Genomic DNA, 22,497 nt, shown 5'->3' on the forward strand with positions numbered 1-22,497 from the left:
TGGGTCGCCAGGAGTGGTCACGGCGCCGTGATCGCGACCGAGGACGGAGGTCGGTGACGCCGGGCGCAGACCCCGCGGCGACGGGACCGCCGCAACCGGGGCCGCGGTGGCATCGTGGCGCGATGGGACGCACCCTCCGTCTCGCCGGAGCCGGCCTGGCCGGTCTCGCCGCGGTCGCCGCCCGCGACCTGCTGCAGCGCGAGCACACCCTGCTGCGCAACTTCCCGGTGATCGGCCACGCGCGCTACCTGCTGGAGTCGGTCGGCCCGGAGCTGCGCCAGTACCTCGTGGCGGGCAACAACGAGGAGCGCCCGTTCACCCGCGACCAGCGGCGCTGGGTCTACGCGTCGGCGAAGCAGGAGAACAACTACTTCGGCTTCGGGACCGACAACGACCTGGAGTTCACCGCCGGCTACCCGGTCATCAACCACCGCACGTTCGGCCGGGCCGTGCCGCCCACCTCCGTGCACGCGGGCCACGACGTCACGCTGCCCAGCGCCAAGGTGCTCGGCGGACCACGCGGGCGGGCGCGGGCGTTCCGGCCGGCCTCGGTCGTGAACATCTCGGCCATGAGCTTCGGCTCGCTGTCCGGCGCGGCGATCGAGGCGCTCAACCGCGGGGCGGCGCTGGCCGGCTGCCTGCAGAACACCGGCGAGGGCGGGCTCTCGGTGCACCACCGGAACGGCGGTGAGCTGGTCTTCCAGATCGGCACGGCCTACTTCGGCTGCCGGGACGAGCAGGGCCGCTTCGACCTGCAACGGCTCAAGGACCTCGTCGCCTCCGCGCCGGTGTGCGCCCTGGAGGTCAAGCTCAGCCAGGGCGCCAAACCCAGCCTGGGCGGCGTCCTGCCGGCTGCGAAGGTGTCGGCGGAGATCGCGGCCGCGCGCGGCGTGCCGGAGGGCGTGGACTGCATCAGCCCGTCACGGCACGCCGAGTTCTCCGATCCCGACAGCCTGCTCGACTGGGTGGAGCTGCTCGCGGCCGAGACCGGGCTGCCGGTCGGCATCAAGTCCGCCGTCGGCGACATGACCTTCTGGCACGAGCTCACCGACCTGATGGCGACCACCGGCCGCGGGGTGGACTTCGTGACGGTGGACGGCGGCGAGGGCGGCACCGGAGCCGCGCCGCTCATCTTCACCGACTCGGTGTCCCTGCCGTTCCAGCTCGGCTTCGCCCGGGTCCACGCGGTGTTCGCCCGCGCGGGGCTGCACGAGCAGGTCACCTTCATCGGCGCCGGCAAGCTCGGCCTGCCCGACAACGCGATCGTGGCGTTCGCGCTCGGCTGCGACATGGTCAACGTCGGCCGTGAGGCGATGCTCGCGATCGGGTGCATCCAGGCGCAGAAGTGCCACACCGACACCTGCCCGACCGGGGTCGCCACGCAGAACCCCTGGCTGGCGCACGGCCTGGACCCGCGGCTGAAGTCCGTGCGGGCGGCGAACTACATCAGGACGCTGCGCCGCGACCTGGTCAAGGTCGCCGAGGCCTGCGGTGTCGAGCACCCCGGGCTGATCGACGCCTCCTCCGTCGAGGTGCTCACCGGGCGCACGGCCTCCACGCCGCTGGGGGAGGTCTACGGCTACGAGCCCGGGTGGGGGCTGCCCTCGGCCGCCGACCGCGCCGAGATCGCCCGCATCATGACGGCCGAGGCCCCGCAGGGCGGCGCGGCCCCGGCCTCCGCCGACGCCGTCGGCCGACCTCCGACCGACGGTCACGCCGGAGCGGCCGGGAGTAGGGACGCGCGGGACGACGGGATCGACCCCGCCCCCGGAGTCGGAGGGCCGTCGACCCGATCGGCGGGGTGACTACGGTCCCTCCCTGAGCCCAGCCGTCCGAGGTCTGGAGCCGCTGATGGCCAGCTACCTGTACCGGTGCGGGGCGTGCGGCACCTGGGAGGTGCACCGGCCGATCGGCACCGCCGAGCCGACGAGCACCTGCCCGTCCTGCGGAGCCGCCGGCCGCCGCCAGTACACCCCGCCGCTGCTGAGCCGGACCCCCACCGCGGTGGCGTCCGCCCGCCTGCGCGAGGAGGCCAGCGGTGACGCCCCCGCGGTGGCCACCGCCGTGCCGCCCGCGGCCGTCCGGCCGGTCGCCCGCGACCCGCGGTGGAGCGCTCTGCCCCGTCCCTGACCGGCTGTCCGCCCTGGCCGGGGAAGGCGTGGTGGCGACCAGGACGACAGGCGGACCGGCGGCCCGCCGCCGGACGACGGCGGCTCCCGCCGAGCGCGACCGGCCCCGCACGGCCCGTCGACCGCGGGCTGCACCCAGCACGAGACAGATCGGAGTGTGGCGACATGCCAGATGTGGTCTTCACGGTGGACCAGGCCAAGTCGATGCGCGACCAGGCCGTACCCGGACACAACCGGTGGCACCCGGACGTCCCGGTCGCCACGATGGTCCGCCCGGGGCAGAACATCCGGGTGGAGTGCCGGGAGTGGACCGACGGCCAGATCGGCAACAACGACTCGGCCAACGACGTCCGGGACGTCGACCTGAACCGGGCGCACATGCTCAGCGGGCCCATCGGGGTGGAGGGCGCCGAGCCCGGCGACCTGCTCGTCGTGGACATCCTCGACCTCGGGCCGGTGCAGGCACCGCAGGAGTACGGCGACGCCCCCGGCCAGGGCTGGGGGTACACCGGCATCTTCGCCAAGGCCAACGGCGGCGGCTTCCTCACCGACTACTTCCCGGACGCCTACAAGGCGATCTGGGACTTCCAGGGCCAGCAGTGCACCTCCCGGCACATCCCGGGCGTGCGGTACACCGGCCTCACCCACCCCGGGCTGTTCGGGACGGCGCCGTCGGCGGACCTGCTCGCCCGGTGGAACCGCCGGGAGAAGGCGCTGGCCGACACCGATCCCGACCGGGTCCCGGCCCTGGCCCTGCTCCCGCTCGAGGACCAGACCCTGGGCGGGACGGCCACCGGCGACGTCCTCGACGGCATCGCCCGGGACGGCGCGCGCACCGTCCCGGCCCGCGAGAACGGCGGCAACCACGACATCAAGAACTTCTCCCGCGGCTCGCGGGTCTTCTACCCGGTGCACGTGCGGGACGCCAAGCTCTCCGGCGGCGACCTGCACTTCAGCCAGGGGGACGGCGAGATCACCTTCTGCGGCGCCATCGAGATGGGCGGCTTCATCGACTTCCACATCGACCTGATCAAGGGCGGCATGGAGACCTACGGCGTGACCACCAACCCGGTGTTCATGCCCGGCAACGTCGAGCCGCGGTACTCGGAGTTCCTGACCTTCATCGGGATCTCGGTCGACCACGACACCGACACGAACAAGTACCTCGACGCCACGCTGGCCTACAAGCGGGCCTGCCTGAACGCCGTCCGGTACCTGGAGAAGTTCGGGTACTCGGGCGAGCAGGCCTACCTGCTGCTGGGGTCCGCACCGATCGAGGGCCGGGTGAGCGGGGTGGTCGACATCCCGAACGCCTGCTGCTCGCTGTACCTGCCGACGGCGATCTTCGACTTCGACGTCCGGCCGTCGGCGGCGGGTCCGGTGCGGGCGGACAGGGGGCAGTGCGCGGTCACCTCGTGACCGTGCTCCTGGTCGCCGCCCGCGACACGGCCTGACGGAGAACGGCCCGGGCGCCCTAGCGAGTGTCCGGGCCGCTCGTTATCCGGACGGTGGGTCGGGCGGTGACCACGACGGGACCGCCGCAGTTCCAGCACGCCGGCCCCTCGGCCGCGTCCTCCTCGGCGTCCTGCCCGCCCACCTCGCAGGGGTGGCAGGTCCAGCTGACCTCGATCCGGCTCTCCACGGACCGCTCTCCTCGGTGCACTCGTGCGGCCCCCGTCCGGTCGGGGGCCGCCGGGGCGCGAGGTACCCAGGGCGCAGCCGTCCCACGCCGTCGCCGGATGGCCGGCCGCACCCGGGTGGGCCGACACTGGACGCGTGGACGACGACGCGCCACCTCGCATCCCGCAGCACGAGGCCGTCGACCGCTTCGGCACGACCGCACTGCGGACCGCGCACCAGCTCACCGCCGAACTGGCCGCGAACGACGGCGGCGACGAGGATCCCGTCGTGCTGCGCCGGGCGGGGGGACGGCACCGCAGCCTCGCCGGGCTGGCCGCCCTGATCGACGCCGCCCTCGACGAGGGCGGCGCGGACCCCGCGGAGCGGGAGTCGCACCACCGCAGCTGAGGCAGCGGTGCGGGGTGGCGCCGACCCCCTGGGTGACGGCGCGCGGTGCGGACGTGCGCCGTCCGGCGGGTCGTTGACGGGTGCGCCGGTCCGGCATGATCGTCGTCCCGCACACGCACGCCGGCGACGTCGTGCCTCCCGGCCCGGCGCTCGCCCGGCTGGGAGGTCGACGATGACCACCGGCGCCCCCGCGGCCGCCCTGCCACACCGCTGCCCGACGCCGCGCCCGCACACCTGCCTCCCTCGCCGGTCCCGGCCGCGCGCGTAGTCCGGCGGGGCCCGTCGGGAACCAGCCGACGCCGACCCGACCGGCCCCTCCGCCGACTCCCACGGGGAACTCCACCCACAGGTGCGGACGCGAGGAGATGAACGCACATGGGAAGCGTCGGACTGCTCTACGTCGGAGCCGTGCTCGCCGTGAACGGCCTCATGCTGCTGGGGGTGGTGGAAGCCCGCAGCGCCGCTCCGCTCAACCTCTTCGTCGGCGCGCTGCAGGTCGTCACGCCGACGTACCTCATCTTCACCGCGGGGGGTGACGCGGCGATCACCCTGAACGCCTCGGGTCTCTACCTGTTCGGGTTCACGTACCTGTACGTCGGGATCAACCTGCTGGCCGGCCTCGACGGCACGGGGCTCGGCTGGTTCTCCGCCTTCGTCGCGGCGTGTGCGCTCGTCTTCTCCGGCCTGAACTTCTGGTACGTCCAGCCCACGGACTCGGCGTTCGGCGTGATCTGGCTGTACTGGGCCGTGCTGTGGGCGCTGTTCTACCTCGTCCTGGGGCTCAAGCGCGACGACCTGACCCGGTACACCGGGGCCATCGCGCTCATCGCGGGCATCCTGACCGCGGCGGTCCCGGCCTTCATGCTGCTCACCGGGGTGTGGGACGACTACATCGGGATCTCGGCGATCGTGCTCGCCGTCGTCTGCGCCGCCAGCCTGGTCCTCCTGTACCCGCCACTGCGCGGGCACCTGGAGCCGGCCGGGCCGCCGTCGGGGCCGGTCCCGGAGGGCACGTCGGCCGCGTCCCAGGGCGTGCCGGCGGCCCGGCGGACCACCGACGCCGGCCACGGAGCCGGCTCGGGGAGGCGGACCAGCGGCTGATCCACCCGGTCGATCACGGCGCCGGGACCACCCACCACGCTCGGCAGGTGGTCCCGGCGCCGTGATCGCGGGGGAGTGCGGGTTCAGTGCCCGCGGAGCAGCTCCTCGAAGGAGGGGACGTCGGCGAACGGGTCGACCGGCCGCTTGCCGGCCGGCCGGCCGGCGACCAGGTCGGCCAGCTCACCGGCCGCACGGTCGATACGGCGGGCCAGCTCCGCGTCCACCCCACCGGCACCGGCCCAGTCCTCCGATGCGGCGAAGACGCCGGTCGGCGCCGGGACGGCGCGCAGGTAGGCGAACAGCGGCCGCATCGCGTGCTCGATGACCAGCGAGTGCCGGGCGGTGCCGGCGGTGGCGCCGAGCAGCACCGGCGTCCCGGTGAGCGAGTCCTTGTCCAGGACGTCGAAGAACGTCTTGAACAGCCCGCTGTAGGACGCCGAGAACACCGGCGTCACCGCGATCAGCCCGTCGGCGCCGGTGACGGTGTCGATCGCCGCACGCAGCGACTCGTTGGCGAACCCGGTGACCACGTCGTCGGCCAGGTCGCGGGCGTGCGTACGGAGCTCGACGACCTCCACCGTCGCGTCGTCGCCCCGCTCGCGCAGAGCGGCGACGGTCGCGGCGGTCAGCCGGTCGGCCAGCAGCCGGGTCGACGAGGGGGTCGACAGCCCGGCGCTCACGACGGCCAGGGTGCGGGTGGTCATGCGGAGACCTCCTCGAGGGACGCCTGCCGGGCCGCCACGCGCGAGGCGTGGGTCGGCGCGTCGGGCACGTGCGCCGGCTTGAGCGCGGCGAACTCGCGGCGCAGCACCGGCACGACCTCCTCGCCCAGCATGTCCAGCTGCTCCAGCACCGTCTTCAGCGGCAGGCCGGCGTGGTCGATGAGGAACAGCTGCCGCTGGTAGTCACCGACGTACTCGCGGAAGCCGAGGGTCCGCTCGATGACCTGCTGCGGCGAGCCGACGGTCAGCGGCGTCTCCCGGGAGAAGTCCTCCAGCGAGGGGCCGTGGCCGTAGACCGGCGCGTTGTCGAAGTACGGCCGGAACTCCCGGACGGCGTCCTGGCTGTTCCTCCGCATGAACACCTGCCCACCCAGCCCGACGATCGCCTGGTCGGCGCTGCCGTGGCCGTGGTGCTCGAAGCGGCGGCGGTAGAACTCGACCATCCGGGCGGTGTGCTCCTTCGGCCAGAAGATGTGGTTGTGGAAGAAGCCGTCGCCGTAGTAGGCGGCCTGCTCGGCGATCTGCGGCGAGCGGATCGAGCCGTGCCACACGAACGGCGGGACGCCGTCCAGCGGCCGCGGGGTGGAGGTGAAGCCCTGCAGCGGCGTGCGGAACTGCCCCTGCCAGTCGACGACGTCCTCGTCCCACAGCCGGCGCAGCAGCGCGTAGTTCTCCACCGCCAGCGGCAGGCCGTTGCGGATGTCCTGCCCGAACCACGGGTAGACCGGGCCGGTGTTGCCGCGGCCCATCATCAGGTCGACCCGGCCGCCGGCCAGGTGCTGCAGCATCGCGTAGTCCTCGGCGATCTTCACCGGGTCGTTGGTGGTGATCAGCGTGGTCGCCGTCGACAACTGCAGCGTGGTCGTCTGCGCGGCGATGTAGGCCAGCGTCGTCGTCGGCGAGGAGGAGAAGAACGGCGGGTTGTGGTGCTCGCCCAGGGCGAAGACGTCGAGCCCGACCTCCTCGGCCTTCTTCGCGATGGTGACGATCGCCTGGATCCGCTCAGCCTCGCCGGGCGTGCGGCCGTTGGTGGGATCGGTCGTGATGTCGCTGACCGAGAAGACGCCGAACTGCATGTCGGTCTCCGTTGGTTGAGAGTGCAACTACCGGCCGGTGCAACGTACCGCGGCCCGCGGTATTCCCCTCGTCGCGACCCCTCGGCGGGAGGGCGGACGCCGGAGTGCGACGTCACTCACGTTCCGGATGTGGTTCCCGACATTGTCACGGGACGGTAACGCCGCCTACGGTGGCTGACGTCCGGTCGGTCGTCTCGTCCCCGCTCGGGGAGCCTGACCGGACGCCGCCGAGTCGTGTCCGCCACCAGCGGGCGCGAGCCGGGGACCCACCGCAGTACTGGGGTGAATCCCGCCCGCGAGCACGAACCGCGGGCCGGTAGGGCTGCTTCCCGCCCGAACCCGTCAGCTAACTCGGTAGGCGGCTCACGGAAGAACGGAGCACCCGCATGCCCCGCCCACGGGCCCTCGCGGCACGCCGGCCCGCCCGGCCGCGCGCACTCCGCGCCTCTTCCCCGGCCTGCTGACCCGGCACCCGACCGCGCCCGCCGGCACCCCTCGTCCGCCGGCGTCCCCGTAGACCGCGCCGCACCGGGCTGTCCTCTGCCCTGAGGACCCTCCCGCGCGCCCTCTCGCCACGGAGCACCCCCACCTGATGGACACCAAGCAGTTCCCGGCCGTCCCGGCCACCGACGCCCCCGCCGACCGGAGCGCCCGCCGTCCACTGCGGCTGCCCACCCGCGGCCGCCGCCCGGCGATCCTGCTGGCCACCGCCGCCGCCGGTGCGATCGTCGTCAACACCGTCATCGGCGCGCAGCCGGCCGCCGAGGCCGAGGCCGAGACGGTGACGGCCTCGATGAGCGTCGCCGAGCAGCTCGGCATCACCGAGGAGTCGGCGCAGCAGCCGCTCGCCGCCCCGGGCGCCACCGAGCTGGCCCCGCTGCAGGACCTCGCCGCCTCCCGCAGCGAGCGCCAGGTCGCCGAGGCGCAGGCCGCGCAGGTCCAGGCCGCTGCCGAGCAGGCCGAGCTGGACCGCCAGGCCGCCGAGAAGGCCGCCGCCGAGCAGGCCGCCCGCGAGGCCGCGGAAAAGGCCGCCGCCGAGCAGGCCGCTCGCGAGGCCGCGGAGCGCGACGCCGCCGCGAAGAAGGCCGCCGCCGCGCCGGCTGCGGCTCCCGCCGCCAGCAGCTCGTCGTCGTCCGCCGCGCCGCGCGGCTCCTTCAAGGACTACGCGATGAGCAAGGTCGGCAGCGCCGAGCAGTTCAGCTGCCTGGAGAAGCTGTGGGGCAAGGAGAGCGGCTGGAACCCCAACGCGCAGAACCCCACCAGCACCGCCTACGGCATCCCGCAGTTCCTGAACTCGACCTGGGCCAGCACCGGCATCGCCAAGACGTCGGACGGCTACCGCCAGATCGACGCGGGCCTGATCTACATCGAGAGCCGCTACGGCAGCCCCTGCGGCGCCTGGGCGCACTCGCAGTCCACCGGCTGGTACTGAGCGAGGACCCCGTCCTCCCCACCCCTCTCGGGCTCGGGGCGGGACCCGGGACGGGGCCGCCTCCTGCCCCCCGCAGGCCGGAGGTCGACGGCACCGAGGGCCGTCCCCGCACCGCGGGGGCGGCCCTCGGCCGTTCCCGGGCCGTGGGGGCGGCCCTCGGCCGTTCCCGGGCCGTGGGGGCGGCCCTCGGCCGTTCCCGGGCCGTGGGGGCGGCCCTCGGCCGTTCCCGGGCCGTGGGGGCGGCCCTCGGCCGTTCCCGGGCCGTGGGGGCGGCCCTCGGCCGTTCCCGGGCCGTGGTGGACTGCGAGGTGTGACCGTCCGCGCCGTCCCGTCCGCCTTCGTCCGCGCGCACACCCAGGTGCGGCGGCCCTCCTCGGTGCCGGAGGTCCGGCTGCACGTCGCCGACGACGTCGTCGCGCTGTGGGAGGCGATGGAGGCGGCGGACGGCGGGGCGGGGGAGACCCCGCCGTTCTGGGCCGCCGCCTGGCCCGGAGGCCAGGCGCTGGCCCGCTTCGTGCTCGACAGCCCGTCGGTGGTGGCCGGCCGGGCCGTCCTCGACCTGGGCTCCGGCAGCGGGCTGGTGGCGCTCGCCGCGCGCCTCGCCGGCGCCCGGTCGGTGCTGGCCAGCGACGTCGACCCGTTCAGCCGCACGGCGGTCGGCGTCAACGCCGGTCTCAACGGAGTCGGCGGGATCAGCGTCACCGGCGACGTCCTCGGCCGCGACCCGGTCGGCATCGACGTCGTCCTGGCCGGTGACGTCTGCTACGACCGGGAGATGACCGAGCGGGTGCTGCCCTTCCTCGACCGGGCCCGTGCCCGCGGCTGCGAGGTCTACGTCGGCGACCCCGGCCGGCCCTACCTGCCGCACGACCGGCTCGAGGCGGTTGCGCGCTACGAGATCGCGGAGACCGAGGGGCCCGGGCTGCGCCGCACGACGGTCTGGCGGCTGCCCTGAGCGGGACCGTGCACGTCGGGACGTCGGGCTGGAGCTACGACCACTGGGCCGGCGTCCTCTACCCGCCGGGCACCCCGCCGCGGGACCGACTGGCGCACTACGTCCGGCGCTTCGGCACCGTCGAGCTCAACGCCAGCTTCTACCGCTGGCCGCGCACGGCGACCTTCGCCTCCTGGCGCCGGCGGCTGCCCCCGGGTTTCCAGCTCTCGGTCAAGGCCCCGCGCGGGCTGACCCACGCCAAGCGGCTGTACGCCCCCGAGACCTGGGTCGGCCGGCTCACCGCGTCCTGGCACGAGCTGGGGGACAAGCGCGCCGTCCTGCTGGTGCAGCTGCCGCCCACCCAGGCCCGGGACGACGCCCGGCTCGACTTCTTCCTCGGCCTGCTGCCGGAGTGGATGCGGGTCGCCGTGGAGTTCCGCCACCCCAGCTGGCACGACGAGGCGGTGTACGCCCTGCTCGAGCGGCACGGCGCGGCGTACTGCGTGATGAGCGGCGCCGGGCTGCCGTGCGTGCTGCGGGCGACCGCGCCGTTCGTCTACGTGCGCCTGCACGGCCCGGACGACGCCCACCTCTACGCCGGCTCCTACCCCGACGCCGACCTGCGCTGGTGGGCCGACCGGATCGGCGAGTGGGCGCGCGGCGGCCGCGACGTCTACGCCTACTTCAACAACGACGGGCACGGGCACGCGGTCCGGAACGCCGAGATCCTGCGGGCGCTGACCGGGGGCTGAGTGCGGCCGCCCGGAGCGTCCCGTGCGGTCGTGCGGTGTGCGCGGCCCCAGCCCCGGCGGAGACGATCTCCGGACGGCCCGCGCGGCCAGGAGCCCGTAGCCGAGCACGTTGGGCACCAGCGCGACGGTGTGGATGCCGGCCTGGACGGCGGGCCCGGCGACGTCCAGGCCGAACGGCGCCAGGGCGTAGTGGCCGAGGAAACCGCCGGTGTAGGGCTCGCCGCCGGCGCGCTCGCGCAGCGCCAGCTCCAGCTCGGTGAGCGGGCACGGCGCCCCGGCCAGGTTGACCGCGAGGATCGCCGCGGCCACCGGCGCGTGCACCCACAGCAGCCGGGGGTGGCGCAGGGCGACCAGCGCGCCGGTCACCATGAGGACGACGGCCAGCGCGTGCACCACCGCGACGAGGTGCGCCCACAGCACGCACCCAGCCTGGCACGCCGGGAGCGCGCCGGGGACCTCCCGGCGGGAGGATGGGGCCATGAGCGAGAGCGACGCGGGCGGCCGCGAGAGCGGGTCGGGCAGCCGGGTGAGCCGGTCGGTCGAGGAGTTCGTCGGCCAGCTGCGCAGCTTCACCGACCGGGCACGCGGCGCGGTGCCGTTCTCGCTGCCGCGGCTGCCCTCGCCGCCCGGCGCGCTGTCGGCGGCCCAGCTGCGCGCCATCGACCGGGCGGTGCGCAGCCAGCGGCAGCAGATCGCGGCGATGACCGCCCAGCTGCAGGCCTTCGACGAGCAGCTGGCCGTCTTCGAGCGGATCCTCGACCCGCTGGTGGAGTGGAGCGCGACCTGGGCGCGGCTGGAGGAGTCGGTGGCCGACCTGGTCCGCCGTCCCGGCGACCCCGACGACGGGACGACGCCGCGCGCCTGAGCTACCGCTGGTCGCGCCGCAGCGGGTGGTCGGCCGGTACCTCGACCAGCACGATCCGCACGCCCTCGGGGTCGGCGACCCACGCCTCGACCAGGCCCCACGGCTCGGTCCGCGGGTCGCGCAGCACCGTCGTCCCCGCGGCGCGGAGTCGCTCCGTCTCGGCGGCGACGTCGCGCACCTGCACCCACAGCGCCAGGCCCCGGGGCGGCTCGTCGCCGGGCCCGGAGACCTCGAGCAGACCGTTGCCCAGGAAGAACACCACCCCGGGGTGCTCGGACGGGCCGAACTCGCGGTACACCGCCAGCCCCAGCACGTCGCGGTAGAAGGTCTGCGACCGCGCGGGGTCGACCGGCCGGAGGAGCACCCGGCTGCTCAGCACGTCCACCCGGGCATCCTGCCCCGACCGAGGACCGGCCTCGCTACGGCACCAGCTCCTGCTCCTCCCCGGTGAGCCACTCCAGGACGACGATGCTGGCGTCGTCCTGGAGCTTGTCGGCCTGGTGGGCCAGCACGCTGCGCATCAGCCGCCGCACCGTCTCCGGTGCCCGATAGCCAGCCGCGGACGCCGAGAGGACGAAGTCGGCCAGCCGCTGCTCGCCGAAGAACTCCCCCTCCGGCGAGCGGGCCTCGGTGATCCCGTCGGTGTAGAGCAGCAGCCGGTCGCCGGGCTCGAGGCGGGTCTCGCAGCAGACCGGCTCGTGCCCCTGCAGCCCCAGGGGCCGGGTCGGCGCGCACCGCGGCAGTTGCACCAGCGACGAGCCGCGCAGGATCAGCGGGTCGGGGTGCCCGGCGTTGATCCACCGCAGCCGGCCGGTGTCGATGTCCAGGCGGGCGAGCACCGCGGTGGCGAACTGGCTGCCGGGGAACTGCCCGGCGATCGCGGCGTCGATCTCGGCGGCGATCCCCGGCAGGTCGAGCCCGTTGCGGCGGGCGTGCCGGTAGGCGCTGATCGCCACGCTGGCGAGCACCGCGGCGGGCAGGCCGTGCCCGACGGAGTCGATGACCAGCAGGTCGGCGGTGTCCCCGTTGACGGCGTAGTCGAAGCTGTCACCGCCGACGTCGTAGGCCGGCTCCAGGCCCCCGGTGATGACCACCCGCTCGGTGCCGAACGTCACCGGCGGCAAGAGCTCCCACTGCATCTCCGCCGCCAGGCTCAGCGCCCTGCGGCGCCGCAGCCGGGAGAACACGTCGCTGTAGGCGTCCTTGGCCACGACGAGCTCGGCGACCAGGCTCACGAAGGCCTTGAGCCGCTCCCCGGACTCCTCGTCCGGGGCCGACGGCAGCGTCAGCTCCGCCACGCCGAGGCGCTCCACCCCGTCGAGCAGCGGCAGCCACATCCGGACGTCCGGCCCGGTGCTGCTGGTGAGCACCTCGACGCGGCGGAACGACCGGCCGGCCATCGTGCCCTCGACCGGCACCTCCGGACGCTCGGGGACCCCGTCGCCGGGCAGCGGCAGCAGGGTGGCCGACTCGTAGTCGGCCAGGTACAGGACGGACTCGGTCACCCCCAGCGCCCGGGCGTGGGCGGCGACGGTGCTGGCCAGCCTCGACGGCGACATCAGGTGCGCGGCCCGCAGCAGCGAGCTCAGGGGTTCGGTCACCGAGCTCGTCCTGTCCGTCGGCGGGTCGGGTCGCACGCAGGGTATGCGCTGAGCACGGGCACGGCCGGTCGGGCCCGGGAGGCATCCTCCGGGCCGCGCCGGGGCAGGGACGGGGGACGGCGGCCGACGAGAGGGGACGGGACGTGGCGCAGCGCTTCGAGTACCGGGTGGTCGAGCTCCGCGAGGGGCTCATCGGCGGGAGGATGTCGGGTGACAAGCTGGAGAAGGTGCTCAACCAGCACGCCCGCGAGGGTTGGCAGCTCAAGGCGATCACCTCGGTCGAGGTCAAGGGCCGGATCGGCCCGGGCGGCGTCGAGGGCGTGCTGGTGACCCTGGAGCGCCCGACGACCTGACCCGAGGAGCGCCCGTGCCCGACGCCGTCGTGGCCCGCGCCCGGCTGCGCGCGGACTGCACCCGCTGCGCCGGGCTGTGCTGCGTCGCCCCGGCGTTCGCCGCCTCGGCCGACTTCGCCATCGACAAGCCGGCCGGGCACGCCTGCCCGAACCTGCGGGACGACGACCGCTGCGGCATCCACGCGCAGCTGCGCGAGCGCGGCTTCCCCGGCTGCACGGTCTTCGACTGCTTCGGCGCCGGGCAGCAGACGGTGCAGGTGACCTTCGGCGGCGCCCCGCACTGGCGGGACTCCCCGGAGCAGGCGGCGGCGGTGTTCGCGGCCTTCGGCGTCCAGCGGCTGCTGCACGAGCTGCTCTGGTACCTCACCGAGGCGCTCACCCTCGAGGCCGCCGCGCCGCTGCACCGGGAGCTGGCCGCCGCGCACGAGCGCACCGCCGGCCTCACCGCCGCCGGCCCGGGCGAGCTCGCGGCCGTCGACGCCGGCGCCCTGCAGGCGGAGGTCGGCGCGCTGCTGCTGTCGGTCAGCGAGCTGGCGCGGGCCGGCGCCCGCAGGCGGCCCTCCGCAGGGGCCCGCCGCGAGCCTGCGAGCGGCGGGGGGCGGAGGGTCCTCCATCGGCGCAACGCCGACCTCGTCGGCGCCGACCTGCGGCGCGGGGACCTGCGCGGTGTCAGCCTGCGCGGGGCCCTGCTGATCGGGGCGGACCTGCGCGGCGCCGACCTGTCCCTGACCGACCTGCTCGGCGCCGACCTGCGGGGTGCGGACGTGCGCGGCGCCGATCTCTCCGGCGCGCTGTTCCTCACCCGGCGCCAGGTGGCCGGCGCCCGCGGCGACGCCGCGACCCGGCTGCCGGCCGGGCTCGAGCACCCGGCGCACTGGGAGGCGGCATGAGCGAGCTGGCCAGCGCACCGGCCGGCACGGCAGCGCCGGGAACGCGGCCGACGAGCGCCGGCGAGGAGGACCCGTGAGCACCGAGGCACTCCGCTGGGTCGAGCGGCACCGCGGCCTCGCGGCGCCGGCCGACGTCCTGGCCCTCGCCGACCGGCTGCCCGGTGTCGCGGTCGAGGAGATGACCGGCCGCTGGCGGGGCGCCGAGCTGCCCACCGGCTCACCGCTCGACGGCCTGCTCCCCGCGCACCGCTGGTGGGGCAAGGAGGTGCGCGACGCCGACACGGTCCACCCGCTGCTCTTCCCCGACCGGTCGGGCCGGCCGCGGCCGATCGACCCCGCGCCCGCGCCGCTGGGGCTGCTGCGCCGCGCGCCGGGCCTCGCCCGCAGCGCCCCGGCCCGGCTGGCGTTCAGCGCCGTCCGGCCGCTGCTGACCACCCGCCGTCCCACCGCCCGGCTGCGCACGGTGGTGCACCGCGGGGTGCCCACCGCGGCGCTGGTCTACGACCGGCTGCCGGTCGTCGACGTCTTCCGCCGGGTGACCCCGGACCTGCTGCTCGGCCTCATGGACATGCGCGGCCTGCCCGGCCCGTTCGCCTTCCTGCTCGAACGGGCCCGCGACAACTCCTAGAGGTCGTCCTCCGGGCGGCCGCGCCGGCGGAGGAAGCCGGCGACCGAGCCGACCCGGTCGGTGGCCTGCCGCAGCCCGTGCACCAGCGGCAGCAGGTCGTCGGCCACGGTGCGCAGCGTGTCGGGCACGGTCTCGATGGCCGGGTCGTCGAGCACCCGGCCGACGCGCTCGAGCCCGGGGCGCAGCGCCCGCACCGGCTCCTCGAGCTCCTCGACCAGGCCCTCGAGCCGTTCGGCGGTCCGCTGCGCGGACGCGATGGTCTCGGTCGCCACGCGCGTGGCGGTGATCAGCTCGCGGACGGCGGTGTTGAGGTCCGCGATCGTCCGCGGCAGCTGCGCGAGCGCCTCGGTCTGCTTCTGCAGGACGTCGACCAGCTCGGACAGTCCCGGGATGCGGGGGAGGCCCAGGCCGCGGAAGGGGTCCACGTGCCCACCGTCGGGGACCCGGGCCGCCCCCGCAACCGTCAGAGCGCCTTGAGGATGTCCTCGACCCGCTCGCGGGCGTCGCCGAAGAGCATCCGGGTGTTCTCCCGGAAGAACAGCGGGTTCTGCACGCCGGCGTAGCCGGTGCTCATCGACCGCTTGAAGACGACGACGTGCTCGGCCTCCCACACCTGCAGCACCGGCATGCCGGCGATCGGGCTGCCCGGGTCCTCGAGCGCGGCCGGGTTGACGGTGTCGTTGGCCCCGATGACCAGCACCACGTCGGTCTTGGCGAGGTCGTCGTTGATCTCGTCCATCTCCAGGACGATGTCGTAGGGCACCTTCGCCTCGGCCAGCAGCACGTTCATGTGGCCGGGCAGCCGGCCGGCGACCGGGTGGATGCCGAACCGCACCCGCACGCCCTTCTCGCTCAGCTGGCGGGTCAGCTCCGCCACCGGGTATTGGGCGTGGGCCACCGCCATGCCGTAGCCGGGCGTGATCACCACCGACTCGGCGTCGCGCAGCAGCTCGGCGACCTCCTCGGCGGTGATCTCGGTGTGCTCGCCGTCCTCGGTGCCGGAGGCGGTGCTGCCCTCGTTGCCGAAGCCGCCGGCGATCACCGACAGGAAGGAGCGGTTCATCGCCCTGCACATGATGTAGCTGAGGTAGGCGCCCGAGGAGCCGACCAGCGCGCCGGTGATGATCAGCAGGTCGTTGTCGAGCAGGAAGCCCGACGCCGCGGCCGCCCAGCCCGAGTAGCTGTTGAGCATCGAGACGACGACCGGCATGTCGCCGCCGCCGATCGAGGCGACCAGGTGCCAGCCCAGCGCCAGCGCGAGCACGGTGACCGCGGCCAGCACCCCGAGCGACGGCGAGACGACGAAGACGACCGTCAGCGCGGCGAAGGCGACCAGCGCGCCGAGGTTGAGCCAGTTGCGTCCCGGCAGCATGAGGGGGTTGCTCTTGATCCGCGCCGAGAGCTTGAGGAAGGCGACGATCGAGCCGGTGAGGGTGACCGCGCCGATGAAGACGCCGATCACCACCTCGGCGGAGTGGATGCCGAGCAGGTCGGCCGGCACCTCGGTCTGCTCCCCGGCACTCGCCTCGACCGACAGGTAGCCGTTCCACCCGACGAGCACGGCGGCCAGGCCGACGAAGCTGTGCAGCAGCGCGATCAGCTCGGGCATGCCGGTCATCTCGACCCGGCGGGCCCGCCACAGCCCGATCGCGGCGCCGCCGGCCATGGCGACGACGATCAGGCCCACGGCGGCGGCCTCGAGGCTGCGGGCGGCCAGGCCGACGGTCGCGGCGAGGGCGATCGCCATGCCGGCGATGCCGGAGGCGTTGCCCGACTTGGCGGTCTCGTGCCGGGACAGCCCGGCGAGGCTGAGCACGAACAGCAGCGCGGCGACGACGTAGGCGCCGGCAGCGGCCGAGGTGAGGGTCATGGCGGTCAGCTCCTCGTGAACATGCCGAGCATGCGGCGGGTCACGGCGAAGCCGCCGAAGACGTTGATGCTGGCGACGAGCACGGCGACCGTGGCCAGCACGGTCACCAGGGCGCTGGTGTGGCCGATCTGCAGCAGGGCGCCGACCACGATGATCCCGGAGATGGCGTTGGTGACGCTCATCAGCGGCGTGTGCAGCGCGTGGTGCACGTTGCCGATCACGTAGAAGCCCACGACGACCGCCAGCGCGAACACCGTCAGGTTGCCGATCAGCTGGTTCGGCGAGAACGCGGTGGCCAGGAAGAGCACCAGCGCCGCGACACCGACGACGGCCGCGGTCCGGGCGGGGGAGCGCGGCGCCCTCGGCGCGGGCGCGGGCGGGGCCGGGCGCGGAGCCGGAGCGGCAGCCGGCGCCGCCGACACCTGCACCGGCGGCGGGGGCCAGAGCAGCTCGCCGTCCCGCACCACGGTCATCGAGCGCTGGACGACGTCGTCGAGGTCCAGCACCAGCCGCCCGTCCTTGCCGGGGGTGAGCAGCTTGACCAGGTTGACCAGGTTCGTGCCGAACAGCTGCGAGGCCTGGCCGGGCAGCCGGCCCGGCAGGTCGGTGTAGCCGATGATCGTGACGCCGTTCGGGGTGACGACGACCTCGTCAGGCACCGAGCCGGCCACGTTGCCGCCCTGCGCGGCGGCCATGTCGACGACCACCGAGCCCGGCGCCATGGCGGCCACCATCTCCTCGGTGATCAGCCGCGGCGCCGGCCGACCGGGGATCAGCGCGGTGGTGATCACGATGTCCACCTCGCGGACCTGCTCGGCGTACATCGCCGCGGCCCGGCGGTCGTAGTCCTCGCTGGTCACGCTCGCGTAGCCGGTGCCGCCGCCGGCCTGCTCCTCGTCGGCGGGCACGCCGACGTACTCACCGCCCATCGAGGCGATCTGCTCGGCGACCTCGGGTCGCACGTCGGTGGCCCGCACGACCGCGCCCAGGCTGCTGGCCGCGCCGATGGCGGCCAGCCCGGCGACGCCCGCGCCGACGACCAGCACCGTCGCCGGGGGGACCTTGCCCGCCGCGGTGACCTGGCCGGTGAAGGAGCGGCCGAAGGCGTGTGCGGCCTCGATCACGGCCCGGTAGCCGGCGATGTTGGCCATCGAGCTGAGCACGTCCAGCGACTGCGCGCGGCTGATCCGCGGGACGGCGTCCATCGCCAGCGCGGTGATCGGCCGGGCGGCCAGGTCGCTGAGCAGGTCCGGGTCGAGCGCGGGCGCGAGGGTGCTGACCAGCACCGCGCCGTCGCGCAGCCGCCCGACCTCCTCCGGCGTCGGCTTGGCCACGTGCAGGACGACGTCGGCGCCCCACGCGTGGACGTGCGTCCCCACCCGGGCCCCGGCCTCGCGGTAGCCGTCGTCGGGGAAGCTGGCCGCCGCCCCCGCTCCGGCCTCGACGACGACGTCGTAGCCCAGCGCGGTCAGTTGCCGCACGGTGGTCGGCGTCGCCGCCACGCGCGTCTCGCCGGGGCGGGTCTCCCGAGGGACTCCGATGAGCACGTCCGGTTCCTCCTGCGCGGGTCGGTCGCCGCCCATCCTCGGCGACGGAGCCGGGAACGGTGCGGTCCGGTACAGCGGTGGCACCCGCCGGTGGGCGGGCAGTCCGGGACGGCGTGCACTGGTGGCGCAGCCGGGGAGATCATGCCGAATCGCCGAACCCCTCCGTGAGTGGGCTGCGTCACCCCGCGCGGCGAGTGCCCTCTCCAGGCCGGCCGGGACCGGGGGCTCCACCCCCGGCAGGGTGAGGGGGCGCCGTCCTCCACTGGTGGGGACACCCGTGGGTGCCGTACTCCTGTCCGGGCGGACGAGGGCACGGATGCCGATCGCCGCCTGTTCGGGAGGGGGGCGCGTGTCAGCGACGACCGCGACCGCTGAGCCACTGGTGCCGGCGGAGATCGTCTCGTCGGTCTTCTACGGGGCCGCGGTGAGCGACGGGCTCGTGCTCCTGGTGGCCGAGGTCGTGGACGGGACGCCGCGGATCGTCTGGGGCAACGAGGGCGCGACGCAGCTGCTCGGCTACGGGACGGATGACCTGCGGTGGCTGCCGGTCGCCTCGCTGGTGCCGTCGTTGCGCGGCGCGGAGACCGGACTGCTGCTCCGCCGCGAGCGCAGCGCACGCATGAACCTGTCCGTCCGCACCGCCAGCGGCGCCCTCGTCGGGGTGCTCGTGCTGTGCACCCCCACGCCGGGCGGGCGGACGTGGACGCTGCAGGTGGTCCCGGCCGACAGCGGGTCCGAGCGGGTCCTGCGGGCAACCGCCGACGCCCACGAGCGGCGCCTGGCCTCGCTGGCCGAACGCTCCCCGGTGCCCACGCTGCTCTCCGAGCAGGGCATGCGCCTGGCGCACGTCAACGACGCCTTCTGCAGCCTGGTGGGGCTGCAGGCCGAGCAGCTGCTGGGCACCGGCTGGATGGCCACGGTGCACCCCGAGGACCTCGACGCCGTCATCGAGCAGGTCGTCGCCGTACTCGGCGGGCACGACGGGGAGACCAGGGCCCGGCTGGTCCGCGCGGACGGCACCGAGCGGACGACGGTCATCCGCTTGTCGCAGCTGTTCACCCCCGGCGTCGGGGCCGGCTTCGTCGGGACCATCGAGGACATCACCGACCGGCTGGCCTTCGAGGCCCGGCTGGAGCACCAGACGCACCACGACCCGCTCACCGGGCTGCCCAACCGCACCCTGCTCGCCGAGCGGGTGGCCGAGCGGTTCCGTCCCGGCGCCGGCGGCCTGGCCGTCATCTCCCTCGACCTGGACGACCTGACCGTCGTCAACGAGTCCCTCGGCCACGCCGCCGGTGACGAGCTGCTCGTGGAGGTCGCCACCCGGCTGCGCGCCACAGTGCGGCCCGGGGACCTGGTGGCCCGCCCCGGCGGCGACGGGTTCGTCGTCGTCTGCGCGGACCTCGACGCGGACGCCGCGGTGGCGCTGGCCGAGCGGATCGGTGCGGCGCTGGCCCAGCCGGTGCGTCTCGGCGGGGTCGACGTCCGCCCGCACGCCAGCATCGGCGTCACCGTGCAGACCGCCGCGCACGGCACGGCGGAGGAACTCGTCCGCGACGGCGACATCGCGGTGTGCCAGGCCAAGGCAGGCGGCAAGGGCCGCATCACCCTGCTCGACCAGAGCGCCCGCGCCGAGGCGCGGGACAAGCTGCGGCTGGTCGCCGAGCTGCGCGAGGCGATCGAGCGGCGGGAGATCACGCTGCTCTACCAGCCGATCTTCCGCGCCGACGACCGCGTCCCGGTGGCCGTCGAGTCGCTGGCCCGCTGGCACCACCCGCAGCGCGGCCCGATCAGCCCGGCGGTGTTCGTCGCGCTGGCCGAGGAGGGCGGGCTGATCGGCGCGCTGGGTCTGCTGGTGCTCGACGAGACCTGCCGGCAGCTGGCCGAGTGGGACCGCGTGCTGGGGGACGCCGCCCCGCAGCGGGCCAACGTCAACGTCTCGGCGCTGCAGCTCGACGACCGGTTGCACGGCTCCGTGGTCGCCGCCCTGGACCGGCACGGGCTGGACCCGGCGCGGCTGCAGATCGAGATCACCGAGTCCGCCCTGATGGAGGACCCTGCCTCGGCCCGCGCGGTGCTCGTCCAGCTGCGCGACCTCGGCGTCTCGCTGGCCATCGACGACTTCGGCACCGGCTACTCGTCGCTGTCCTACCTGCGCCACCTCCCGGTGGACGTCCTCAAGGTGGACCGCTCGTTCGTCGCCGAGCTCGCCGACGGGCACACCGAGATCGCCGCGGCGGTCATCGCGCTGGCCCGCAGCCTCGGCCTGACGACCGTGGCGGAGGGGGTGGAGACCGAGGAGCAGGCCGCCCAGCTCGCCGAGCTGGGCGCCGGCTTCCTGCAGGGCTTCGCCCTCGCCCGGCCGATGACCGGCTCCCGAGCCGCTGCCTGGTACGCCACCCACGCCCGATGACCGTCAGCCACCTCGTGATCCCGGGAGCAGCCGTGCCCACGACCCCGGCCGCCACGCCGTCCTCCGACCTCGAGGCGGTGCTGAGCAGCATCGACACGATGGCCGCGCAGGAACCGACCGCCGCGCAGATCGTGTCCATGGTCGACTCCGACGACACCGACGCGCGCACCCTCGCCCGGATCCTGACCTCCGACGTGGCGCTGGCGGGGCGGGTGATGAAGCTGGCCAACTCCGCCTACTTCGGCATGCGCGGGCGGGTCACCTCGCTGCAGGTCGCGGTCACCGTCGTCGGCTTCCCCACCGTGCGCACCATGGCCACCGTCGCGCTGTCCGGCCTGGACGACGAGTCGCGGCTGCCCGAGGGGTTCTGGACGATGAGCACCACCGTCGCGCTCGCCGCCGCCACGCTGGCCCCGCGGTTCGGCCAGCGCCCGCAGGACGCGCTGTGCCTGGGGCTGCTCGCGCCCTTGGGCGTCGCGCTGCTGCACCACGGCGACCGGGAGGGCTACGCCGAGCTGGCGGCCGCCGAGCCGACCGCCGCCGGTCGACGGGCGGCCGAGGTGCGCCGCTACGGCATCCACGCCTTCCGGCTCACCGCGGTGGCGCTCGAGCAGTGGGGCTTCCCGTCGAGCATGGTCACCCCGCTGGGCGCGGTCGACGACCACGGCAGCCAGGACGGCGCGCTGCTGCGGGCGGCCCTGGAGGTCGCCACCCGGCTGACGGTCGAGGACCACGTGCCGGTGCCGGTCGAGGAGCTGACCGGCGGTCAGCTGGGCGAGGACGCCGTCGTCGCGGTGCTGGACCGGGTGCGTGCGGAGGCCGACGAGCTGCGCGTGGCGATGCTCGGGGAGTAGGGGCGCTCAGGACCCGGCGGCCTGGACCCGGTCGGCCACGTCGCGCAGGACCGCGGGCCAGTCGTCGATGCCGTGGTCGCGGCCCATCCGGACGACGACCACGTCGGTGGCGGGGTCGACGTAGACGTACTGGCCCTTGTTCCCCCGCGCGGAGAAGCGCCCCTCCCGCTCGGTGTCGACCCACCACCAGTACTGGTAGTGCTCGGCCGGGTCGGCGGAGGTGTCGCGGGCGGTGGCCTCGGCGACCCAGGCCGCGGGCACCACCTGCCGGTCGCCGACCCGGCCCTCGTGCGCGAAGAGGTACCCGAAGCGGGCGAAGTCCACGGCCCGGGCGTTGAAGCCGCTCTCCATCTTCGGGAAACCCGAGGCCAGGCTGTCGGCGCTCCACGACGCGTCGGCCTCGGCGCCAAGCGGCTGCCACAGCACCTCGCTCGCGTAGTCGGCCACCGGCGTGCCGGTGGCCCGCTCCAGTACCAGCCCCACGAGCAGCGGGTTGTAGTTGTCGTAGTGCCAGCGCACGCCCGGGGCCTCGTCGATCTGCACCGAGAGGGCGGTCGCGCGCAGGTCGGGGGAGTAGTAGGTGACCGAGTCGTCGCTCCAGGGCAGGCCGTGCTCCTCGTAGCGCAGCCCCGACGACATGGTGACCAGGGACCGCAGCGTGACCCGGGCGAAGTCGGGGTCGCGGTCGAGCAGCTCCGGCACGTAGGTGGTGACCGGGTCGTCGAGGCTGCCGATCCGACCGCGGTCGATCGCGATGCCGACCAGGGTGGAGAGGATCGACTTGGCGACGGAGAACGACGTCTGGGTCGCCTCCCGGCCGCCGCCGTGCAGGTACCGCTCGACCACCAGCTCGTCACCGCGCAGGACGAGGAACGCCTGGGTCCCGGTGCGCTCGAGCAGCGCGCCCAGGTCTTCGGTCCCGCCGTCGGGCAGGGTCACCTCGTCGAGGACGCCGTCGGGCAGGGACCCCGGCCGGAGCTCCAGGGTCTGCGGGCCGGCGGGGACCGGCAGCGCCGGGAAGCGCCGCCAGTCGTCGACGTCGGCGTCGCGCCACACGACCGCCCGCGCCACCGCGGAGGAGTCCAGCGCGGCCAGTGCCCACAGCTGCACGCCCCCGGCGGTGACCGCGACGAAGACCAGGGCCGCCACCAGCGCGGTGACCGTCCGCCCGCGCCTGCGGCGGACGAGCCGGGCGGCGCCCCAGCCGGCGAGGCCGGCGACCGCGAGGAGGAGCGGCACGAACAGCGGGGACGTGAGCACACCGGGAGGTTAGGGACCGCCGGCCCCCTCGCGGCCGGGCGC

Annotated in this window: 23 protein-coding genes, 1 pseudogene and 1 riboswitch; of the genes and pseudogenes, 14 read left to right on the forward strand and 10 right to left on the reverse strand. The window is 74.8% G+C overall.

The genetic code is table 11. The features are described from left to right. Nucleotides 1–122 precede the first annotated feature (122 nt). From BLS21_RS10360 to fmdA, 3 genes are all read left to right on the forward strand, one after another. On the forward strand, nucleotides 123–1,805 hold the full coding sequence (locus BLS21_RS10360) for an FMN-binding glutamate synthase family protein (RefSeq protein ID WP_091217361.1): 1,683 nt from the start codon (nucleotides 123–125) through the stop codon (nucleotides 1,803–1,805). A 46-nt stretch (nucleotides 1,806–1,851) separates the two neighbouring features. Continuing rightward, complete coding sequence (locus tag BLS21_RS10365) at nucleotides 1,852–2,130, forward strand: FmdB family zinc ribbon protein (RefSeq protein WP_091217364.1); 279 nt, start codon at nucleotides 1,852–1,854, stop codon at nucleotides 2,128–2,130. 164 nt (nucleotides 2,131–2,294) lie between these two features. Then, nucleotides 2,295–3,548 carry a formamidase gene (fmdA, locus tag BLS21_RS10370; RefSeq protein WP_091217367.1) on the forward strand — a complete coding sequence of 418 codons (1,254 nt, stop codon included), beginning with the start codon at nucleotides 2,295–2,297 and terminating at the stop codon, nucleotides 3,546–3,548. A 55-nt stretch (nucleotides 3,549–3,603) separates the two neighbouring features. On the opposite strand, the gene BLS21_RS25120 is transcribed toward fmdA, so the two are convergent. Beyond that, nucleotides 3,604–3,771 (reverse strand): hypothetical protein, encoded by a 168-nt coding sequence (locus BLS21_RS25120; protein ID WP_175479525.1) that lies wholly within the window; start codon nucleotides 3,769–3,771, stop codon nucleotides 3,604–3,606. 134 nt (nucleotides 3,772–3,905) lie between these two features. Here BLS21_RS25120 and BLS21_RS10375 point away from each other — a divergent pair, with 134 nt between their 5' ends. Then, nucleotides 3,906–4,157 (forward strand): hypothetical protein, encoded by a 252-nt coding sequence (locus tag BLS21_RS10375; protein WP_091217371.1) that lies wholly within the window; start codon nucleotides 3,906–3,908, stop codon nucleotides 4,155–4,157. 375 nt (nucleotides 4,158–4,532) lie between these two features. Continuing rightward, complete coding sequence (locus BLS21_RS10380) at nucleotides 4,533–5,258, forward strand: AmiS/UreI family transporter (RefSeq protein WP_091217373.1); 726 nt, start codon at nucleotides 4,533–4,535, stop codon at nucleotides 5,256–5,258. 83 nt (nucleotides 5,259–5,341) lie between these two features. Here BLS21_RS10380 and BLS21_RS10385 read toward each other — a convergent pair whose 3' ends face one another. Both BLS21_RS10385 and BLS21_RS10390 read right to left on the reverse strand, forming a co-directional pair. Further along, a complete protein-coding gene (locus BLS21_RS10385) occupies nucleotides 5,342–5,962 on the reverse strand; it encodes an FMN reductase (protein ID WP_091217376.1) in 621 nt (206 codons plus the stop codon). Further along, entirely contained in the window at nucleotides 5,959–7,056 is a 1,098-nt protein-coding gene (locus BLS21_RS10390) for an LLM class flavin-dependent oxidoreductase (protein WP_091217378.1), read from the reverse strand. Before BLS21_RS10390 ends, BLS21_RS10385 begins: the two co-directional genes overlap by 4 nt. A gap of 215 nt (nucleotides 7,057–7,271) precedes the next feature. After that, nucleotides 7,272–7,432, forward strand: a riboswitch (cyclic di-AMP (ydaO/yuaA leader). A gap of 216 nt (nucleotides 7,433–7,648) precedes the next feature. Between BLS21_RS10390 and BLS21_RS10395 the strand changes: the two genes are divergently transcribed. The 3 genes from BLS21_RS10395 to BLS21_RS10405 all read left to right on the forward strand — a co-directional run bounded on the left by BLS21_RS10395 (nucleotide 7,649) and on the right by BLS21_RS10405 (nucleotide 10,174). Further along, nucleotides 7,649–8,488: an aggregation-promoting factor C-terminal-like domain-containing protein gene (locus tag BLS21_RS10395; RefSeq protein WP_091217380.1), complete on the forward strand. Its 840-nt coding sequence runs from the start codon at nucleotides 7,649–7,651 to the stop codon at nucleotides 8,486–8,488. Nucleotides 8,489–8,798: 310 nt separating this feature from the next. After that, nucleotides 8,799–9,443 (forward strand): class I SAM-dependent methyltransferase, encoded by a 645-nt coding sequence (locus BLS21_RS10400; RefSeq protein WP_091217383.1) that lies wholly within the window; start codon nucleotides 8,799–8,801, stop codon nucleotides 9,441–9,443. Nucleotides 9,444–9,451: 8 nt separating this feature from the next. Further along, nucleotides 9,452–10,174: a DUF72 domain-containing protein gene (locus tag BLS21_RS10405; protein ID WP_091217384.1), complete on the forward strand. Its 723-nt coding sequence runs from the start codon at nucleotides 9,452–9,454 to the stop codon at nucleotides 10,172–10,174. 108 nt (nucleotides 10,175–10,282) lie between these two features. Here the strand turns inward: BLS21_RS10405 and BLS21_RS26195 are convergent. Then, nucleotides 10,283–10,654, reverse strand: a pseudogene (locus tag BLS21_RS26195) (DUF2784 domain-containing protein); the annotation flags it as partial. Here BLS21_RS26195 and BLS21_RS10415 point away from each other — a divergent pair. Beyond that, nucleotides 10,653–11,039, forward strand: a complete 387-nt coding sequence (locus tag BLS21_RS10415) for a hypothetical protein (protein WP_091217387.1) — start codon at nucleotides 10,653–10,655, stop codon at nucleotides 11,037–11,039. The pseudogene BLS21_RS26195 and the gene BLS21_RS10415 overlap by 2 nt on opposite strands. A gap of 1 nt (nucleotide 11,040) precedes the next feature. On the opposite strand, the gene BLS21_RS10420 is transcribed toward BLS21_RS10415, so the two are convergent. Then, entirely contained in the window at nucleotides 11,041–11,424 is a 384-nt protein-coding gene (locus BLS21_RS10420) for a VOC family protein (RefSeq protein WP_091217390.1), read from the reverse strand. A 34-nt stretch (nucleotides 11,425–11,458) separates the two neighbouring features. Continuing rightward, nucleotides 11,459–12,640, reverse strand: a complete 1,182-nt coding sequence (locus BLS21_RS10425; RefSeq protein WP_245700256.1) for a PP2C family protein-serine/threonine phosphatase — start codon at nucleotides 12,638–12,640, stop codon at nucleotides 11,459–11,461. Between the two features lie 143 nt (nucleotides 12,641–12,783). On the opposite strand from BLS21_RS10425, the gene BLS21_RS10430 reads away from it, so the two are divergent. From BLS21_RS10430 to BLS21_RS10440, 3 genes are all read left to right on the forward strand, one after another. Next, complete coding sequence (locus BLS21_RS10430) at nucleotides 12,784–12,993, forward strand: DUF4177 domain-containing protein (RefSeq protein ID WP_091217393.1); 210 nt, start codon at nucleotides 12,784–12,786, stop codon at nucleotides 12,991–12,993. 14 nt (nucleotides 12,994–13,007) lie between these two features. Next, a complete protein-coding gene (locus BLS21_RS10435) occupies nucleotides 13,008–13,883 on the forward strand; it encodes a pentapeptide repeat-containing protein (protein ID WP_091217397.1) in 876 nt (291 codons plus the stop codon). A gap of 73 nt (nucleotides 13,884–13,956) precedes the next feature. After that, nucleotides 13,957–14,511, forward strand: a complete 555-nt coding sequence (locus BLS21_RS10440) for a DUF4334 domain-containing protein (protein ID WP_091217399.1) — start codon at nucleotides 13,957–13,959, stop codon at nucleotides 14,509–14,511. On the opposite strand, the gene BLS21_RS10445 is transcribed toward BLS21_RS10440, so the two are convergent. The 3 genes from BLS21_RS10445 to BLS21_RS10455 are packed head-to-tail and all read right to left on the reverse strand — an operon-like array spanning nucleotide 14,508 to nucleotide 17,928. Then, on the reverse strand, nucleotides 14,508–14,936 hold the full coding sequence (locus tag BLS21_RS10445; RefSeq protein ID WP_091217402.1) for a hypothetical protein: 429 nt from the start codon (nucleotides 14,934–14,936) through the stop codon (nucleotides 14,508–14,510). The two genes, BLS21_RS10440 and BLS21_RS10445, sit on opposite strands and share 4 nt — an antisense overlap. Before the next feature lie 38 nt (nucleotides 14,937–14,974). Then, a complete protein-coding gene (gene pntB / locus BLS21_RS10450) occupies nucleotides 14,975–16,381 on the reverse strand; it encodes a Re/Si-specific NAD(P)(+) transhydrogenase subunit beta (protein ID WP_091217404.1) in 1,407 nt (468 codons plus the stop codon). Between the two features lie 5 nt (nucleotides 16,382–16,386). Beyond that, nucleotides 16,387–17,928, reverse strand: coding sequence for a Re/Si-specific NAD(P)(+) transhydrogenase subunit alpha (locus tag BLS21_RS10455; RefSeq protein WP_091217659.1), 1,542 nt, complete (start codon nucleotides 17,926–17,928; stop codon nucleotides 16,387–16,389). 349 nt (nucleotides 17,929–18,277) lie between these two features. On the opposite strand from BLS21_RS10455, the gene BLS21_RS10460 reads away from it, so the two are divergent. Next, complete coding sequence (locus BLS21_RS10460; protein WP_245700259.1) at nucleotides 18,278–20,341, forward strand: putative bifunctional diguanylate cyclase/phosphodiesterase; 2,064 nt, start codon at nucleotides 18,278–18,280, stop codon at nucleotides 20,339–20,341. Between the two features lie 32 nt (nucleotides 20,342–20,373). Further along, nucleotides 20,374–21,195 (forward strand): HDOD domain-containing protein, encoded by an 822-nt coding sequence (locus BLS21_RS10465; protein WP_245700262.1) that lies wholly within the window; start codon nucleotides 20,374–20,376, stop codon nucleotides 21,193–21,195. 6 nt (nucleotides 21,196–21,201) lie between these two features. Here BLS21_RS10465 and BLS21_RS10470 read toward each other — a convergent pair whose 3' ends face one another. Continuing rightward, nucleotides 21,202–22,455, reverse strand: coding sequence for a serine hydrolase domain-containing protein (locus tag BLS21_RS10470; RefSeq protein ID WP_091217412.1), 1,254 nt, complete (start codon nucleotides 22,453–22,455; stop codon nucleotides 21,202–21,204). Between the last annotated feature and the right edge of the window lie 42 nt (nucleotides 22,456–22,497).

This window comes from Geodermatophilus siccatus (genome assembly GCF_900103785.1).
GTDB lineage: Bacteria > Actinomycetota > Actinomycetes > Mycobacteriales > Geodermatophilaceae > Geodermatophilus > Geodermatophilus siccatus.